The sequence below is a fragment of the Paracoccus sp. AK26 genome (genome assembly GCF_011801365.1).
Taxonomy (GTDB): Bacteria; Pseudomonadota; Alphaproteobacteria; order Rhodobacterales; family Rhodobacteraceae; genus Paracoccus; species Paracoccus aerius.
Genome location: NZ_CP041041.1, coordinates 1,276,943 through 1,293,480, shown reverse-complemented (window position 1 = coordinate 1,293,480; position 16,538 = coordinate 1,276,943). Strand labels below are relative to the sequence as shown.

Below are 16,538 nucleotides of genomic sequence, written 5' to 3'. Positions count from 1 at the left end.
AAGTTCGGCCCGTCCCCGACGGCGCCGCCAGCAGGAGATGGACGTGAAACTGATCGTGGGTCTGGGCAATCCCGGCGCCAAATATGCCGCAAACCGCCACAATATCGGCTTCATGGCCGTGGACCGGATCGCCCAGGATCACGGCTTTTCCCCATGGAAGGCGCGCTTCCAGGGTCTTGTATCCGAAGGCCGGCTGGGGGCCATGCGGATCACCCTGCTGAAGCCGCAGGGCTTCATGAACCTGTCAGGGCAATCGGTGGGCGAAGCGATGCGATACCTAAAGCTGAACCCGGAAGACGTGATCGTCCTGCATGACGAACTGGATCTGGCGCCCGCCAAGTGCCGGGTCAAGCAGGGCGGCGGCCATGCGGGTCATAACGGGCTTCGGTCGATCCACCAGCATATCGGCCCGGATTATGGCCGCGTCCGGCTGGGGATCGGCCATCCGGGCCACAAGGACCGGGTCGCGGGATATGTCCTGTCGGACTTCGCGAAGGCCGACCAGGACTGGCTGGACGACCTGCTGCGCGGCATCTCGGACGGGGCCGAGGCTTTGGCCGAAGGCGATGGCGCGCGGTTCCAGAACCTTGTGGCGGCCCGAACCCAGCCCGCGCGAAACAGCGGGAAGGGGCCCGCCCTGGCCACGCCCGCGCCCGTCAAGGACTCCCCCCCATCCCTCGCTCCGGCAGAGCCCGACAAGCCCGCGACCCTGACGGACAAGCTGCGGCAACTGACCGACCGCTTCCGCTGATCCGGGGTTGGCCTCGCCCGTCCCTGGCGCTAGCCTGACCCTTGGGAGGATCGGACATGGAACCGTCGCTGAACGTCCTTGGAACACGGCTCGAGCCTTGCTCGATGAAGCCGCTGACGGGGTTTTACCGCAACGGCTGCTGCGACACGGGACCAGAGGATGCCGGCAGCCACACCGTCTGCGTGGTGGTCGACGCCGAGTTCCTGGCGCTGTCGAAATATCTGGGCAACGACCTGAGCACGCCGCGCCCCGAATACCGTTTCGAAGGGCTGAAGCCTGGAGACCGCTGGTGCCTCTGCGCGGCGCGTTTCCTCCAGGCCGCGCAAGAGTTCGGGGCGCCGAAGGTCGTGCTGGAATCGACCCATGCTCGGGCGCTTGACATCATCCCGATCGAGCTGCTGCGGGCCCATGCCGTCAATGCGCAAAGCTAAGCATCTGGCACTTGCGCTGAGCGTGCTGCCCCTGCAAGTCCTGGCGCAGGATCTGCCCAGCGACATGCCGATCAGGCCTGCGGACCGGGAACGGCTTGCCGGCTATCATGCCGCGGCCGGGGATGCGCTGCTTCAGGCCCTGTCCGAGGGCGGAGGGGCGGATCTGGACATGATGATCGAGGCGTTGTCCGGGAAGGCCCTGCCGGCGGACCAGGCCGTCTCGATCCTGGCCGGGGACTGGTCCTGTCGGATGATCAAGGTGGGCGGCCTTTTGCCGGTGACAGCCTATAGCCCATTCAGCTGCAGGATGACGACCGATGGTGGCTTCGAAAAGCTGACTGGCTCGCAGCGGACCAAAGGGCAGATCTATCGTGATGGCGACCGGCTGGTCTATCTGGGAACGGGCTTCGTTGCGGGCGATAGGCCGCCCGCCTACGCGGAACTGCCCGAACAAGCCGACATTCAGGCCGACCCGCAAAGACTGCCCGAAGTGGGTGTTGTGGAAATGGTCTCGCAGACCAAAGGGCGAATCCTGTTCCCCAGCCCGCAGCTGGAATCGCGCTTCAACATCCTGCTGCTGACGCGTTGAAACGCCGGGCCAAAAGGCCCGGTGTCCTGGTGTTACCCGTTGCTGCCGGACCCACCCGAACCGCCATCGGACCCACCATCCGATCCGCCATCGGACCCGCCGTCCGATCTGCCGTCGGAACCGCTGGCACCGTCCGATCCTGCGCCACCGCCATCGGAACCACCGTCAGAGCCGCCTGCCCCAGCCTCGCCACCCGTGCCAGTCCCGCCGTCGCTGCCTGTGCCAGCTCCGGCGTCCGCACCTGTATCGCCGTCTTCCGCGCCGTCATCGGCATCGGTGGTGCCGCCGCTATTGTTGCCACCAAGCACGTCCCGGGCCACGTCGCCTCCGCTGCTGGTGTCCGGGCCTGCGCGCATCTCGACGCCATCAACCGAGACAAGGCTGCCATTCGCAATGCTGTAGACCAGTTCGGTCGGCTGCCCGTTGCGCTGCGCGTTCACCGTCATCAGCGCGCCTTCGCGCAGGATGTGGATGTCGGTGAAGCCCTGGGACAGCAGCGTCTCGATCACGACCTGGTCGTTCTGGATCTGCTCGGGCAAGGGGAAGGCCGGAACGGCGACTGCGCCGACCGGGGGCTGCGGCTGCAAAGCGGGATCGACGATGACGGCGGTATTGCCGCCGGGCGTCTCGACCACCGTCTGGGCCAGGGCCGGCGTGGCCAGAAAGCCCCCGGTCGCGCCGATCAGCGCGAGGGCCAGGGATGTCTTCTGCGATGTCTTGAGCATGGTGTCCTCCGTCATGCGGTCGGGCCTCAACCCGCGGCGCATGACAGAGGTTCCAGCGCCTTACGTCTTGATATCAAAGCCCAGATGCTTGGCGACGGTGAAGATGTCCTTGTCGCCGCGCCCGCACATGTTCATCACGATAAGATGGTCGCGCGGCAGGCTCGGCGCAATCTTGATGACATGGGCCAGGGCATGGCTGGGCTCCAGTGCCGGGATGATCCCTTCCTGCGCGCAGCATAACTGGAACGCGGCCAAGGCCTCGTCGTCTGTGATGCTGACATATTCGGCGCGGCCGGTATCGTTCAGCCAGGCATGTTCCGGGCCAATGCCCGGATAGTCCAGGCCCGCGCTGATCGAATGGCCTTCCAGGATCTGGCCGTCGTCGTCCTGCAGCAGATAGGTGCGGTTGCCGTGCAAGACGCCCGCGCGCCCGCCCGACAGGCTGGCGCAATGCTCCATCCGGTCGTCCACGCCCCTGCCGCCGGCCTCGACACCGATGATGCGGACTTCCTTGTCGTCGAGGAAGGGGTAGAACAGGCCCATCGCATTCGAGCCGCCGCCGATCGCGGCGATGATGGTGTCGGGCAGCCGGCCTTCGCGCGGCAGGATCTGTTCCTTGACCTCTTTGCCGATGATCGACTGGAAGTCGCGGACCATGGCCGGATAGGGGTGCGGGCCCGCCACGGTGCCGATGCAATAGAAGGTGTCGCGCACATTCGTCACCCAATCCCGCAGCGCGTCGTTCATGGCGTCCTTCAGCGTGCCGCGACCGCTGGTGACGGGCACGACCTCGGCCCCCAGCAGACGCATCCGGAACACGTTCGGCGCCTGGCGTTCCACGTCATGCGCGCCCATGTAGACCACGCATTTCAGGCCAAAGCGCGCGCAGACCGTCGCGGTCGCCACGCCGTGCTGGCCCGCGCCGGTTTCGGCGATGATCCGGGTCTTGCCCATGCGGCGCGCCAGCAGGATCTGGCCCAGCACGTTGTTGATCTTGTGCGCGCCGGTGTGATTCAGTTCATCCCGCTTCATGTAGATCTTGGCGCCGCCCAGGTGTTCCGTCAGCCGTTCCGCGAAATACAAGGGCGAGGGCCGCCCGACATAGTGGGTCCAGAGGTCGTCCATCTGGGCCCAGAATTCAGGGTCCGTCTTGGCGCGTTCGTATTCGGCTTCCAGGTCCAGGATCAGCGGCATCAGGGTCTCGCTGACGAAGCGGCCCCCATAGATGCCGAACCGGCCCTGCTCATCGGGGCCGGTCTTGTAGCTGTTCACCAGATCATCGGCCATGGGATCGCCTTCACGGTTGGAATGGGTATTTGGGCAACGAAGAAGCCTCAGAGCGTCTTCTTATAGCCGATATGGCTGGGGGTGAAGCCCAGGCGGTCATAGAAGCGATGCGCGTCCATGCGGGTCCGGTTGGTGGTCAGCTGCATCTGCCCGCAGCCGGCGGCGCGGGCCCGCGCTTCGGCATCGGCCACCAGCAGCGCGCCGATCCCCCGGCCCCGCAGGTCAGAGGCGACGCGCACCCCCTCGATCTGCGCGCGAAGCGTCGCCTTGGCCGAGAGGCCGGGAATGAAGATCAATTGATAGCAGGCCACCAATCGGTCGCCGGACAGGCCGACGATCAGGTGGTTTTCGCGCTGGCGCTGCATTGCGTCAAAGGCGGAAAGATAGGGCGCGGGATCGGTCGTTTCGCGCGCCTGCCCCAGGATGTCGTCGGCCAGGAGAGCCACGACCGCCGGAACCTCGTCGCGCGCGGCAGGACGGAACAGGACGGTCATGACGCGGCTGCGATAAAGGCGCGGATCAGCCCCTCGTCCTTCAGGCCCGGCTCGGCCTCCACGCCCGAGGACACGTCCACGGCGGGCGCGCCGGTCAGGCGGATGGCCTCGGCCACGTTCTGGGCCGTCAGCCCGCCCGCCAGCATCCAGGGGCGCAGCCACTTGCGACCGACCAGCAGGCGCCAGTCAAAGGACAGGCCGTTACCACCCGGAAGGTCGGCGTCGCGCGGCGGCTTGGCATCGACCAGCAGCATGTCCGCCACCAGCCCGTAATCCGTCAGCGCCGGCAGGTCCGAGGCGTCGGAAAGACCCACCGCCTTCATCACCGGCAGGCCGGTCAGCGCCTTGACCGCAGCCACCCGATCCGGGCTTTCGCTGCCGTGAAGCTGGATCACGTCAAGCGGCACACGGGCCAGAACCTCGTCCAGCAGGGCATCGTCCGGATCGACGAACAGCCCGACACGCGCCACCCCGACCGGCACCAGGGGTGCCAGCATTGCAGCCTCGTCAACGGATACCGCGCGGGGCGATTTCGGAAAGAACACCAGGCCCACGTAGCGCGCCCCGGCCTCGGCTGCCGCAGAGATGTGCTCGGGCCGGTGCAGGCCGCAGATCTTGACCTGCGACATGCCTCAGGTCCGGGCGGGCAGCGTGGTGCCTGCCGCCGGTTCCGCCGAAGCCGCCGGCAGCGTCGGCTGCTGCCCGGTCCGCGGGCTGTCGAGGATCGCCAGAACCTCGTCCTTGGGGGCGGCGTGGCGGCTGCGCAGGTGGCCGACTTCGCTTTCCAGCTTGGCCGCGCGGCTTGCCTGTGCCTTGGCTTCGCGGCGGATCTGGGACTCGCGCAGCCATTCCCAGACCAGGCCGGCGATCATGCCAAGGGCGAAGGCCAGGAAGATCACAAGGAACAGGGGCAGATCGACGGCCCAGCGGCCGCCGAGGAACTGCCCGAAATTGGCCGGAAAGGCCGACAGGGTCACCGTCTCGCGATTGGCCAAGGCCACGGCAATCAGGATGACCGCCAGCAGGACCACGAAGATCAGTCGAAGAAAGCGCATGGAATGTCCTTGGTTGCGGCCGCCGGTCACGGCACGATGCTGTGCAACCTAATAAGCCCTTCAGGCGTCCCCGTTCAACCGATCACGCAACAGTTTGCCGGTCTTGAAGAAGGGAACGGACTTCTGGTCCACATCCACGGCCTCGCCCGTGCGGGGATTGCGGCCGGTGCGGGCGTCGCGCTTCTTGACCGAGAAGGCCCCGAAGCCGCGAAGTTCGACCCTGTCGCCGCGTGCCATGGCGTTGATGATTTCCTCGAACACGGTGTTCACGATCCGCTCGACATCGCGCCGGAACAGATGCGGGTTTTCGTCAGCGATAAGCTGGATCAATTCGGACCGGATCATCATCCCCCCAGGTGGCGTAACGGCTGCAAGATGTCGTCCGCAGGACTTGTGACAAAAGGCAACGCAGGAAAAGGTTCCCAGTTTCCATAGCGATGCCAGTTTTGCCTCGATCACGCAAGAGAGGTGGAGATTCCCTGCCCGTTCGCCAGGCAGCAAGAAGCCCGCCCCGCATCTGCGGAGCGGGCAATATCATGCCGCCTGGGCCGCGATCAGTTGCCGCGGTTCAGGGCAGCGCCCAGGATGTCGCCCAGCGACGCGCCCGAATCCGAACTGCCGTACTGGTCGATGGCTTCCTTTTCCTCGGCGATCTCGCGTGCCTTGATCGACAGGCCCAGACGACGGGTCTTGGTGTCGATGTTGGTGACGCGGGCATCGACCTTGTCGCCGACCTGGAAGCGTTCGGGACGCTGGTCCTGACGGTCGCGGGCCAGATCGCTGCGGCGGATGAACGACTTGACGCCGTTGTATTCCACCTCGACGCCACCATCCTCGATCGCGGTGACCTCGACGGTCACGACCGAGCCACGCTTCACGCCGTCAACGGCTTCGGCCATGTGCTCGTTTTCCAGCGACTTGATCGACAGGCTGATGCGTTCCTTCTCGACATCCACGTCCTGGACGACGGCTTTCACCACGTCGCCCTTGCGGAAGTCCTGGATCGCGTCTTCGCCGCGGGCATCCCACGAGATGTCCGACAGGTGGACCATGCCGTCGATATCGCCTTCCAGGCCCACGAACAGACCGAATTCGGTGATGTTCTTGACCTCGCCCTCGATGACGGTGCCGGTCGGATGCGTTTCGGCAAACACTTCCCACGGGTTGCGCTGCGTCTGCTTCAGGCCCAGCGACACGCGGCGCTTGGCTTCGTCGATCTCCAGCACCATCACTTCGACTTCCTGAGAGGTCGAGACGATCTTGCCCGGATGGACGTTCTTCTTGGTCCAGCTCATTTCCGAGACATGGACCAGACCCTCGACACCGGCTTCCAGTTCGACGAACGCGCCGTAGTCGGTGATGTTGGTCACGCGGCCCTGATGAACCGAGCCGATCGGGAACTTGTCGCCCACCGTATCCCACGGATCGGCCTGCAGCTGCTTCATGCCCAGGCTGATGCGGTGGCTGTCCTTGTTGATCTTGATGACCTGGACCTTCAGGGTCTCGCCGATCGACAGGATCTCGGACGGGTGGTTGACGCGGCGCCAGGCCATGTCGGTGACGTGCAGCAGGCCGTCAACACCGCCCAGGTCGACGAACGCACCGTATTCGGTGATGTTCTTGACGACGCCGTCCACGGTCTGGCCTTCGGTCAGGTTGGCGATCACCTCGGCGCGCTGTTCGGCGCGGCTTTCTTCCAGGATGGCGCGGCGCGACACGACGATGTTGCCACGGCGGCGGTCCATCTTGAGGATCTGGAACGGCTGCTTCAGACCCATCAGCGGGCCGGCGTCGCGCACGGGGCGCACATCGACCTGCGAACCGGGCAGGAAGGCGACAGCGCCGCCCAGGTCGACCGTGAAGCCGCCCTTGACGCGGCCGAAGATGGCGCCTTCGACGCGCTCTTCATCGGCATAGGCTTTTTCCAGACGGTCCCAGGCCTCCTCGCGGCGGGCTTTCTCGCGCGAGATGCTGGCTTCGCCGCGGGCGTTCTCGACGCGGTCCAGATAGACCTCGACCTCGTCGCCGACCTTGATGCTAGGCTCTTCGCCCGGATTTGCGAATTCCTTCAGATCGACGCGGCCTTCCATCTTGTAGCCGACGTCGATGATGGCCTGTCCCGCCTCGATGGCGATGACGCGGCCCTTGACGACCGAACCTTCGTCCGGGGTGTCAATGTCGAAGCTTTCGTTCAGGAGGGCTTCGAATTCCTCCATGGTCGCTTTAGCGCACATATATGATCGGTTTCCTTTACGACGATTTTACTGGCCATGCGGTTGGCTCCGCCGGTCTTTATGACGCCTTTCGGGAACGACAAAGGGTCGCGGCGTGACGCCCGACCCGTTCCGTTGCGGTCTGTTCTGACCATCTCGCCCTAAGACTGGCGTGCATATAGAGGTGTTTTGCCCATAACTCAATGCAAAAGTGCCGCTTGTGCGGGTCACGCCGTGCTGAGAACGGTTTCCGTCGCCCCCGGAACGATCGGTTCCTCCGCCGGCTGATGCGCCACCCAGACACCGCTTTCACGAGAGAAATACTCGTGCTCGGGTGGCCGGAAAGCTGCTTGGCCCATCGGCGCGATGTGCCGTTCGATGGACAAAAATGGGCCGTCGATCTGCAGGACCGCGAATTCGTTCTGCCTGTCGGACAGCCGCCCGCACAGTGCCGTGCCTGCCTGCACCTGCAAAAGGCCGGGATGCGCCGTCTGGTCCAGCATGGCCCCGGTCGCCCAGACATGCAGGTGCCCTGACAGGGCGATCTGCGCGCCTGCGCGGTCCAGCCGGGCCAATGCCTCGGGCGCGCGGCGCGACAGCTCCTTGTCGACCTGTGCCAGATGTTCAAGGGGATGGTGCACGGCCACGATGTTCATCGCCTCCGGGTCAAGGCTATGTTCCAGCCGAGCGATCTCTCCGTCGCGGATGATGCCGCGCTGCACCGCCGAGGGATCGACGCTGTTCAGCCCCATGACGCGGACCCGGCCAATCTGGCGGCAGGGCGTCAGTTGAGGGCCAATGGCGCGGCGAAACCCCCGCCACGGCATCAGGAACCGGACCGGCAGGTTGTAAAGCGGCACGTCGTGGTTGCCGGGGATCACCATCACCGGCGCTTCGATCCGCGACAGGAACGCAGCCGCCTGGGAATACTGGGCGGGGCGGGCACGGTGCGTCACGTCGCCCGTCACCACGACAAGATCGGCCCGGGCGGCATTGACCCGGTCCAGCAGGGGCTCCACCAGTTCGGACCGGTGGAAGCCGAAATGCAGGTCGGACAGATGGGCGATCCGCGTCACGCCCCCGCGTCCTGCGTCTTGTTGCTGCCATCGGCGGGAACCAGAACCTTCAGCGCACCATGCATCACCTGGACGTGGAAGGGGCTTTTCATCCGTGTCTTCTCGCCGTCATGGGCGATCAGTTGCTGGGCCTTGTCGGTCTCGATCTGCAGGCTTTCGGTGACGATCAGGTCGAAGTCGCTGTCCTTGGCACTGAAGCCAAGGGCCAGCCTGACGGCCGAACGCATCAGCGGCAGCGGCTTGCGCGCCTTGGCGATCAGCACCGCAAGGTTCCCGGCACGGATCGCATCGGCCCCATCCAATCCGAAGGAATCAAGCTGGTAGGCGCTGCGGGCCACGAAGACCAGGGCCGTGGTGTATCGCTGCTCCTCTCCCTCGACCGTGGCGGTCAGGCGCATGGGGTGGCGCAGCCGCCGAAGCGCGACCATCACCGACCAATAGGCCGCAAGCCGCGAACGGCCCCAGCGTTTGTAGATCCCCTCGCGCGTCTTGAGGATATGCGGATAGGCGCCAAGGCTGACGTTGTTCAGGAAGACAAGCCCGTCGATCTGGCCCACATCTACGGCGCGCGGCCGGGCGTCCAGCAGCGTTTCAAGGGCGTCCTCGATCGTCTCGCCCACGCCCAGGTCGCGCGCGAAATAGTTGAAGGTGCCGCCCGGAAGCACGCCCATCAGCGTGTCCGTTCCGGCAAGCGCGCCCGCAATGGCCGATTGCGTCCCGTCGCCGCCCGCGGCCACGACGACATCGAAACCGTCCCTGACCGCCTGCCGGGCAAGGTCCTGCAACTGATCGCCCCGGCTGGTTTCCCGCAGCGCAAATTCGGCCACCCGCCCTTGCAGCGCCTCTCGGATGGTCTTGGCCTGGGCTTCGGCATCCTGCTTGCCCGACCCGCGGTTGCGGATCACGCACAGCCTGCAGGCGGAAAGATCGACCTTGTCGGCGGTGTCACGCATCGGGGTCCCCATGTCGGTTGCCCTCATCAACACCCGGACCGCCGGGCAGTTTCACCGCATCCGCATCAAAGGCTGAGGGCTGCCTCTTGGACCGAGGGGCGCAGGCCCGCGCCGCCCGAAGCGATGTAGGATTTCAACTGCTCGCGCATGCGGGGTTCCCAGTAATCCTTCAGATGCGCCGCGATCTTGTCGGGCGCGTGGCCCGGCTGGGTGTCGAAGAACGTGGCGATCTGGTTGGCCATGGTGACCATCTTTTCAGGCGACATCGTAAACCTTTGCCCGCAGGCGTTCGGGGTGGCAGAACAGATCGAAGCCTTCGCCACGCGCAAAGGCGGCAAGGGTCAGGCCCGCCCCTTCGGCCAGGCGCAGGGCGTGCAGCGTGGGGGCGGATACGGCGATCAGGACGGCGCAGCCCGCCATCACGCATTTCTGCACCATCTCGGTGGACACGCGGCTGGTCAGCACGATTGCACCCTGCGAGGGGTTGATCCCCTGCCGCGCCATCGCGCCGATCAGCTTGTCCAGCGCATTGTGGCGGCCCACATCCTCGCGCGCCAGGACGACCCCCTGCCCCGGCAGCAGGAAACCTGCCGCATGGACGGCGCGGGTCCGATCATGCAGCGGCTGCCAGCCGCGCAGGGAGTCGGTTGCGGCGGCAATCTCCTGAACCGACAGGGTCGGACCCATCCCGGAAAGGCTGGGCAGCGACCGGACCGCAGCCTCGATGCTGTCGATGCCGCAAAGGCCGCAGCCCACGGGACCGGCCAACGACCGGCGGCGGGCGGCAAGGGCTGCGCCGCGATCCTCGGCCAGCCACATCTGCGCCTCGATCCCCTTGTCATGGGCGATCACATCGCAACTGGCGATCTGGGCGGTGCCGGTCACGATCCCTTCGGTCAGGGAAAAGCCCATCGCGAAATCTTCGACATCCGCAGGGGTTGCCATCATCACGGCATGGGTCGATCCGTCATAGACCATGGCGATGGCCGTTTCCTCGGGCAGCGCGCGGGTCACCGCGACGCTGCTGCCGGGGCGGTAATGGGTCGCATCCGTGGCCCCGAAGGGCTGTGGCAGGTCCATGTCCTACTCCGCGGCGGTCAGGATCCGCCGCGACCGTTCGGCCTGTTCGTTATAGCTTTCCTGCCATTCGGAGGGACCGTTCGAGGGGCTGACCTGCACCGCCGTCACCTTGAATTCAGGGCAATTCGTCGCCCAGTCCGAGAAGTCGGTGGTAACCACGTTAGCCTGCGTCGTCGGGTGATGGAAGGTCGTATAAACCACGCCCGCCGCCACGCGGTCCGTCAGAACCGCCCGCAGCGTGGTTTCCCCCGCGCGGGACGCCAGCCGCACCCAATCGCCGTCCTTGATGCCGCGCTGTTCTGCGTCGTGGGGGTTGATCTCCAGCACATCCTCGGCGTGCCAGACGACGTTCTCGGTCCGCCGGGTCTGCGCGCCGACGTTGTACTGCGACAGGATCCGCCCCGTGGTCAGCAGCAGGGGGAAGCGCGGGCCGGTGCGTTCGTCGGTCGCGACGTATTCCGTGACCATGAAATGCCCCTTGCCGGAGACGAACCCATCGACATGCATCAAGGGCGTGCCGTCCGGCACCTTCTCGTTGCAGGGCCACTGGACGGAACCCTTCTCCTCCAGCAGCTCATAGGTGACGCCGGCGAAGCTGGGTGTGGTGGCGGCGATCTCCTCCATGATCTGGCGGGGATGGGTGTAATGCCAGTTGGCGCCCATGGCATTGGCCAGAAGCTGCGTGACTTCCCAGTCCTCGTATCCATTGCGGGGGGCCATCACCTTGCGGACACGGTTGATGCGGCGTTCGGCATTGGTGAAGGTGCCGTCCTTTTCCAGGAAGGTCGAACCCGGCAGGAAGACATGGGCGTAGTTCGCGGTCTCGTTCAGGAACAGGTCGTGGACGATCACGCATTCCATCGCGGCAAGGCCCGCCGCGACATGCTTGGTGTCGGGATCGGATTGCAGGATATCCTCGCCCTGGCAGTAAAGGCCCTTGAAGGTGCCCTCGACCGCCGCGTCCAGCATGTTCGGGATGCGCAGGCCGGGTTCGGGGTCGATCTCGCAGCCCCAGGCCTGCTCGAAGATCGCGCGGACATCGGGCAGCTTGACGTGGCGATAGCCGGGCAGTTCATGCGGAAAGCTGCCCATGTCGCAGGAACCCTGCACGTTGTTCTGGCCGCGCAGCGGGTTCACGCCGACGCCGGGACGGCCAATATTGCCGGTCAGCATGGCAAGGTTGGCGATCCCCATCACGGTGGTCGAGCCCTGCGAATGTTCCGTCACGCCCAGGCCGTAATAGATCGCGCCATTGCCGCCGGTCGCATACAGACGCGCCGCCGCGCGCAGGTCGGCCGCGGGAACGCCCGTCAGCATCTCTACATTTTCGGGCGCGTGGCGCGGGTCGCTGACGAAATCGACATAGAACTGGAATTCATCCCAATCGCAGCGGGTGCGGATGAAATCCTGGTCGAACAGCCCCTCAGTCACGATGACATGGGCCATCGCGGTGACGACCGCCACATTGGTGCCGGGCTTCAGCGGCAGGTGATGGGCCGCCTGGATATGGGGCGAGCGCACGATGTCGGTGCGGCGCGGATCGACCACGATCAGCTTGGCACCCTGGCGCAGGCGCTTTTTCAGGCGGCTGGCGAAGACCGGGTGCCCGTCGGTCGGGTTCGCGCCGATCACCATCACCACATCGGCCTGTTCGACACTGTCGAAATCCTGCGTCCCGGCGGATGTGCCATAGGTCTTGCCCAACCCGTAGCCGGTCGGCGAATGGCAGACGCGGGCGCAGGTGTCGGTGTTGTTGTTGCCGAAGACCGCGCGGGTCAGCTTCTGCACCAGATAGGTTTCCTCGTTGGTGCAGCGGCTGGAGGTGATGACACCGACCGACTTGCGGCCATACTTGTCCTGGATCCCCTTCATCTTCGAAGCGGCGAAGGCCATCGCCTCGGCCCATTCGACCTCCCGCCAGGGTTGGTCGATGGTCTCGCGGATCATGGGCTTCAGGATGCGGTCCTTGTGCTGGGCATAGCCATAGGCGAAGCGACCCTTGACGCAGCTATGGCCGCGATTGGCCTTGCCGTGCTTGTAGGGGACCATGCGCACAAGCTGGTCGCCGTTCAGTTCGGCCTTGAAGGAACAGCCCACACCGCAATAGGCGCAGGTGGTGATGACGGACCGTTCGGGCGTACCCAGTTCGATCACCGACTTTTCCTGCAGGGTCGCGGTCGGGCAGGCCTGCACGCAGGCGCCGCAGGACACGCAATCCGAAGTCAGGAAGTCGTCGCCAATCGCCCCCGCCTTCACGCGGCTGTCAAAGCCCCGGCCTTCGATGGTCAGCGCAAAGGTGCCCTGCACTTCCTCGCAGGCGCGGACGCAGCGGGAACAGACAATACACTTGGCCGGGTCATAGGTGAAATACGGGTTGCTTTCGTCCTTGGGCGTATAATGCGCGTTTACCCCCACGCCGTCGCGGGGCGCGAAGTGGTTAAGCAGCGACCGTTCCTCGGGCGCCTTGTAGCGCACGTCGCGCAGGCCGACCGCACCGGCCATGTCCTGCAATTCGCAATCGCCATTGGCCGAACAAGTCAGGCAGTCCAGCGGGTGGTCGCTGATGTAAAGCTCCATCACGCCCTTGCGCATCCGGCGCAGCTTGTCGGACTGGGTGCGGACGACCATGCCTTCGGTGACAGGCGTCGTGCAGGACGCAGGCGTGCCCCGACGGCCCTCGATCTCGACCACGCACAGGCGGCAGGAACCGAAAGCCTCCATGTTGTCGCTGGCACACAGCTTCGGGACCATGATCCCGGCCTCGGCTGCGGCACGCATGACGGACGTGCCTTCGGGGACGGTGATCGCAAAGCCGTCCACGGTCAGCGTGACCGGGGCCCCCTGCTTGGCGGGCGTGCCCATGTCGCGGTCGTCGCCCGGCGGGTATTGTGGGATGATGAAGTCTCTCATTCGGCTGCCTCCTGCAAGGTGGCGAAATCGTCGGGGAAATGGGTCAGGGCGGACATGACCGGGAAGGGCGTGAAGCCGCCAAGCGCGCAAAGCGAGCCATCCTTCATCGTCTCGCACAGGTCGGTCAGCAGCGGGATCGCGGCGGCGTCCCCCTGGGCGATGCGGTCGATGGTCTCGACGCCACGCACCGCGCCGATCCGGCAGGGAGTGCATTTGCCGCAGGATTCGACGGCGCAGAACTCCATGGCAAAGCGGGCCATGCGCAGCATGTCGGCGCTGTCGTCGAAGACCACCAGTCCGGCATGACCGATCAGCCCGCCCTGGCGGTCGAACTCCTCATATCCCATGGGCGTGTCGAACTTGGACACCGGCATGTAGGCGCCCAGGGGGCCGCCGACCTGCACCGCCTTGACCGGCCGCCCGCTGGCCGTGCCGCCGCCGATGTCGTTCACGACCTCGCCCAGGGTCATGCCAAAGGCGGTTTCGAACAAGCCGCCGCGCTTGACGTTGCCCGCGATCTGCAGGGTCACGGTGCCGCGAGACCGGCCCAGGCCGAAATCGGCGTAGTGCTGAGCGCCCTTTTCGAAGATCACCGGGATCGTCGCCAGCGAGATCACGTTGTTCACGACCGTGGGCCGACCCAGGAAGCCCTGCAGCGCAGGCAGAGGCGGCTTGGCGCGCACGGTCCCGCGCTTGCCTTCCAGGCTGTTCAGCAGGCTGGTTTCCTCGCCGCAGACATAGGCGCCGGCGCCGGTGCGGACCTCCATGTCGAAGGCGCGGCCCGATCCCAGCACGTCGGGCCCAAGCAATCCCCGCTGCCGGGCGATCTTCACGGCCTGCGTCAGGATATGGATCGCATCGGGGTATTCCGACCGCAGATAAACATAACCGCGCGTGGCGCCCACACCCAAGCCTGCGATCGCCATGCCCTCGATCAGCGAGAAAGGATCGCCCTCGATGATCATGCGGTCGGCGAAGGTGCCGCTGTCGCCTTCGTCGGCGTTGCAGACGATGTATTTCTGCGGGGCTTCCGCCTCGGCCACGGTCTTCCACTTGATGCCGGTGGGGAAGCCCGCGCCACCGCGTCCACGCAATCCGCTGTCGGTGACCTCCTGCACGATCTGTGGCCCGGTCATCCCAACCGCCCGTCGCAGACCGACCAGGCCGCCATTGGCTGCGTAGTCATCCAGATCCAGCGGGTCGATCACGCCGCAGCGGGCAAAGGTCAGGCGGGTCTGACGGGCGAACCAGTCGATATCCTCGACCCGTCCAAGGCCGTTCAGCTTGCCGTCCAGCAGATCCCCCACCTGGTCCGGGGTCACGTTTCCGTAACCGATCCGGCCTTCGGGCGTCTCTACCTCGACCAGCGGCTCCAGCCAGACCATGCCGCGCGTGCCGTTGCGGACAAGCTGCACGTCCAGGCCACGCGCCTGCGCTTCACGCGCAACTGCCTCGGCCACCTCATCGGCGCCAAGCGCCTTGGCGGCGCTGTCCAGCGGAACAAAGATCTTCATGCGCCCACCTCGGCCAGGATGCGGTCCATGCGGGCGTCATCGACACGGCCCAGCACGCGACCATCCACCATCGCGGCAGGCGCGCAGGCGCAGAGGCCGAGGCAATAGACAGGCTCGACCGTCACGGCACCATTGGCGGTCGTGCCGTGCCAGCCTATCCCCAGCTTCTGCAAGGTCGATTCAGCCAAGGCATTGGCCCCCATCGACTGGCAGGCCTCGGCCCGGCAGATCTTCAGGACATGGCGTCCGGCAGGCTGACTGCGGAAATCATGATAGAAGCTGATGACGCCATGCACCTCGGCCCGCCCCAGGTTCAGGACATCCGCCAGCACCGGCACGGCGGCCTGCGGCACAAAGCCCCATGTTTCCTGCAAGGCGTGCAGCATCGGCAGAAGTGGCCCTTCCAGCGAGGAAAGCGGCGCGACGACCTCGCGGATTTCCTCCTCGGACGGGGCTGGCGCATCAAGATGCATAGGCTGGCCTTTCAACTGTCTTGCTGAACCAGCAGACATCCCGGCCATACCAAAATCAATATCGTTCTTCCGTCAGGCGATAGAGTTCATCTATCGTTGGCCATGCGACGCGCCTCGGACAGCAGCGCCTCGAGCACGGGGGTATGCGGCTCGCGCCACGGGGCGACAAGGCCCACGGCATGGCTGGCCCCGTCCCCGTCCAGCGGGATCATCCGCAGCGGCTTGCCTTCGGTGAGGAAGCCGGCGATGTCCTCGGGCAGGATGGTGATCCAGCCGCCTTCCAGCACATGCGCGACCAGCACCACGGTGGAACTGGATTCGACGGGCGCCTGCGGGACGACGCCTGCCTCGATCAGGTTGCGGTTGATGATGCGGCGGTTCTGCATGTCGCTGGTCAGCAGGCACATCCGGTGCCCCGCCAGATCGCCCCAAGTCACCCGGTCGCGCCGCGCCAAGGGCGAGTCCATCCCACAGACCAGCATATAGCGTTCGTCATAAAGGCGGACCGTGCTGACCCGGCCCAGCGGCTCGTTGTCCAGATACGAGATCCCTGCATCGACTTGCAGATCGTCGATCATCTGCAAGATCTCGACCGAGGTGCGCGACAGGATGGTCATGCCCACATTCGGATGGGCCGCGCCGAAACGCGCGCTGATCCGCGCGGCCCAGGTCAGCGCAGTGGGAATGACGGCGATGCGCAACTGGCCCGACAGGCCATGGCGGGTGGCCCGCATCTCCTCTCGCAACTGGCGGGTGTCGCCCACGATGCGGCGGGCCCATACAAGCGCCGACTGCCCCTCGGGCGTCAGGCCGCCATAGCGCGAGCCGCGAAAGATCAGCAGGACGCCAAGCTGTTCCTCAAGCTGCTTGATGCCCGCCGACAGGGTGGGCTGAGTGATCCCCAGGCTTTCGGCGGCGCGGCCGAAATGGCGTTCCTTGGCGACGGCCAGGAACATCTCCAGCTTGTCGATCATGCCGCCCCCCTTG

Annotated in this window: 18 protein-coding genes; 3 read left to right on the top strand and 15 right to left on the bottom strand. The window is 65.6% G+C overall.

All coding sequences use genetic code 11. The features are described from left to right. The first annotated feature begins 43 nt into the window (after window positions 1-43). The 3 genes from pth to FIU66_RS06365 are packed head-to-tail and all read left to right on the top strand — an operon-like array spanning window position 44 to window position 1,771. Window positions 44-751, top strand: coding sequence for an aminoacyl-tRNA hydrolase (gene pth / locus FIU66_RS06375; RefSeq protein WP_167621926.1), 708 nt, complete (start codon window positions 44-46; stop codon window positions 749-751). Window positions 752-807: 56 nt separating this feature from the next. Then, window positions 808-1,182, top strand: a complete 375-nt coding sequence (locus tag FIU66_RS06370) for a DUF2237 family protein (protein ID WP_167621925.1) — start codon at window positions 808-810, stop codon at window positions 1,180-1,182. Beyond that, window positions 1,169-1,771, top strand: a complete 603-nt coding sequence (locus FIU66_RS06365) for a DUF4893 domain-containing protein (protein ID WP_240544753.1) — start codon at window positions 1,169-1,171, stop codon at window positions 1,769-1,771. Before FIU66_RS06370 ends, FIU66_RS06365 begins: the two co-directional genes overlap by 14 nt. A 32-nt stretch (window positions 1,772-1,803) precedes the next feature. Here FIU66_RS06365 and FIU66_RS06360 read toward each other — a convergent pair whose 3' ends face one another. From FIU66_RS06360 to FIU66_RS06290, 15 genes are all read right to left on the bottom strand, one after another. Further along, entirely contained in the window at window positions 1,804-2,511 is a 708-nt protein-coding gene (locus FIU66_RS06360; RefSeq protein ID WP_167621924.1) for a hypothetical protein, read from the bottom strand. 45 nt (window positions 2,512-2,556) lie between these two features. Further along, a complete protein-coding gene (gene trpB / locus FIU66_RS06355; protein ID WP_167621923.1) occupies window positions 2,557-3,783 on the bottom strand; it encodes a tryptophan synthase subunit beta in 1,227 nt (408 codons plus the stop codon). Between the two features lie 47 nt (window positions 3,784-3,830). Beyond that, window positions 3,831-4,277 (bottom strand): GNAT family N-acetyltransferase, encoded by a 447-nt coding sequence (locus FIU66_RS06350; RefSeq protein ID WP_167621922.1) that lies wholly within the window; start codon window positions 4,275-4,277, stop codon window positions 3,831-3,833. Continuing rightward, window positions 4,274-4,906 carry a phosphoribosylanthranilate isomerase gene (locus tag FIU66_RS06345; RefSeq protein WP_167621921.1) on the bottom strand — a complete coding sequence of 211 codons (633 nt, stop codon included), beginning with the start codon at window positions 4,904-4,906 and terminating at the stop codon, window positions 4,274-4,276. Before FIU66_RS06345 ends, FIU66_RS06350 begins: the two co-directional genes overlap by 4 nt. Before the next feature lie 3 nt (window positions 4,907-4,909). Next, window positions 4,910-5,332 (bottom strand): lipopolysaccharide assembly LapA domain-containing protein, encoded by a 423-nt coding sequence (locus FIU66_RS06340; protein ID WP_167621920.1) that lies wholly within the window; start codon window positions 5,330-5,332, stop codon window positions 4,910-4,912. 60 nt (window positions 5,333-5,392) lie between these two features. Then, window positions 5,393-5,677, bottom strand: a complete 285-nt coding sequence (ihfB, locus tag FIU66_RS06335; protein ID WP_167623407.1) for an integration host factor subunit beta — start codon at window positions 5,675-5,677, stop codon at window positions 5,393-5,395. 209 nt (window positions 5,678-5,886) lie between these two features. Beyond that, complete coding sequence (gene rpsA, locus FIU66_RS06330; protein WP_167621919.1) at window positions 5,887-7,566, bottom strand: 30S ribosomal protein S1; 1,680 nt, start codon at window positions 7,564-7,566, stop codon at window positions 5,887-5,889. 206 nt (window positions 7,567-7,772) lie between these two features. Next, window positions 7,773-8,621: a metallophosphoesterase gene (locus tag FIU66_RS06325; protein WP_167621918.1), complete on the bottom strand. Its 849-nt coding sequence runs from the start codon at window positions 8,619-8,621 to the stop codon at window positions 7,773-7,775. After that, window positions 8,618-9,574, bottom strand: a complete 957-nt coding sequence (locus FIU66_RS06320; protein ID WP_229849183.1) for a diacylglycerol kinase family protein — start codon at window positions 9,572-9,574, stop codon at window positions 8,618-8,620. Before FIU66_RS06320 ends, FIU66_RS06325 begins: the two co-directional genes overlap by 4 nt. A 65-nt stretch (window positions 9,575-9,639) precedes the next feature. Continuing rightward, window positions 9,640-9,840, bottom strand: a complete 201-nt coding sequence (locus FIU66_RS06315) for a formate dehydrogenase subunit delta (RefSeq protein ID WP_167621916.1) — start codon at window positions 9,838-9,840, stop codon at window positions 9,640-9,642. Further along, window positions 9,830-10,654, bottom strand: coding sequence for a formate dehydrogenase accessory sulfurtransferase FdhD (gene fdhD / locus FIU66_RS06310; protein ID WP_167621915.1), 825 nt, complete (start codon window positions 10,652-10,654; stop codon window positions 9,830-9,832). The genes FIU66_RS06315 and fdhD overlap by 11 nt, the downstream gene beginning before the upstream one ends. A 3-nt stretch (window positions 10,655-10,657) precedes the next feature. Further along, window positions 10,658-13,564, bottom strand: a complete 2,907-nt coding sequence (gene fdhF, locus FIU66_RS06305) for a formate dehydrogenase subunit alpha (protein ID WP_167621914.1) — start codon at window positions 13,562-13,564, stop codon at window positions 10,658-10,660. Beyond that, a complete protein-coding gene (locus FIU66_RS06300; RefSeq protein WP_167621913.1) occupies window positions 13,561-15,078 on the bottom strand; it encodes an NADH-quinone oxidoreductase subunit NuoF in 1,518 nt (505 codons plus the stop codon). The genes fdhF and FIU66_RS06300 overlap by 4 nt, the downstream gene beginning before the upstream one ends. Beyond that, entirely contained in the window at window positions 15,075-15,551 is a 477-nt protein-coding gene (locus tag FIU66_RS06295; protein ID WP_167621912.1) for a formate dehydrogenase subunit gamma, read from the bottom strand. Before FIU66_RS06295 ends, FIU66_RS06300 begins: the two co-directional genes overlap by 4 nt. Window positions 15,552-15,637: 86 nt before the next feature. Beyond that, window positions 15,638-16,525: a LysR family transcriptional regulator gene (locus tag FIU66_RS06290; RefSeq protein ID WP_167621911.1), complete on the bottom strand. Its 888-nt coding sequence runs from the start codon at window positions 16,523-16,525 to the stop codon at window positions 15,638-15,640. Window positions 16,526-16,538: the final 13 nt, after the last annotated feature.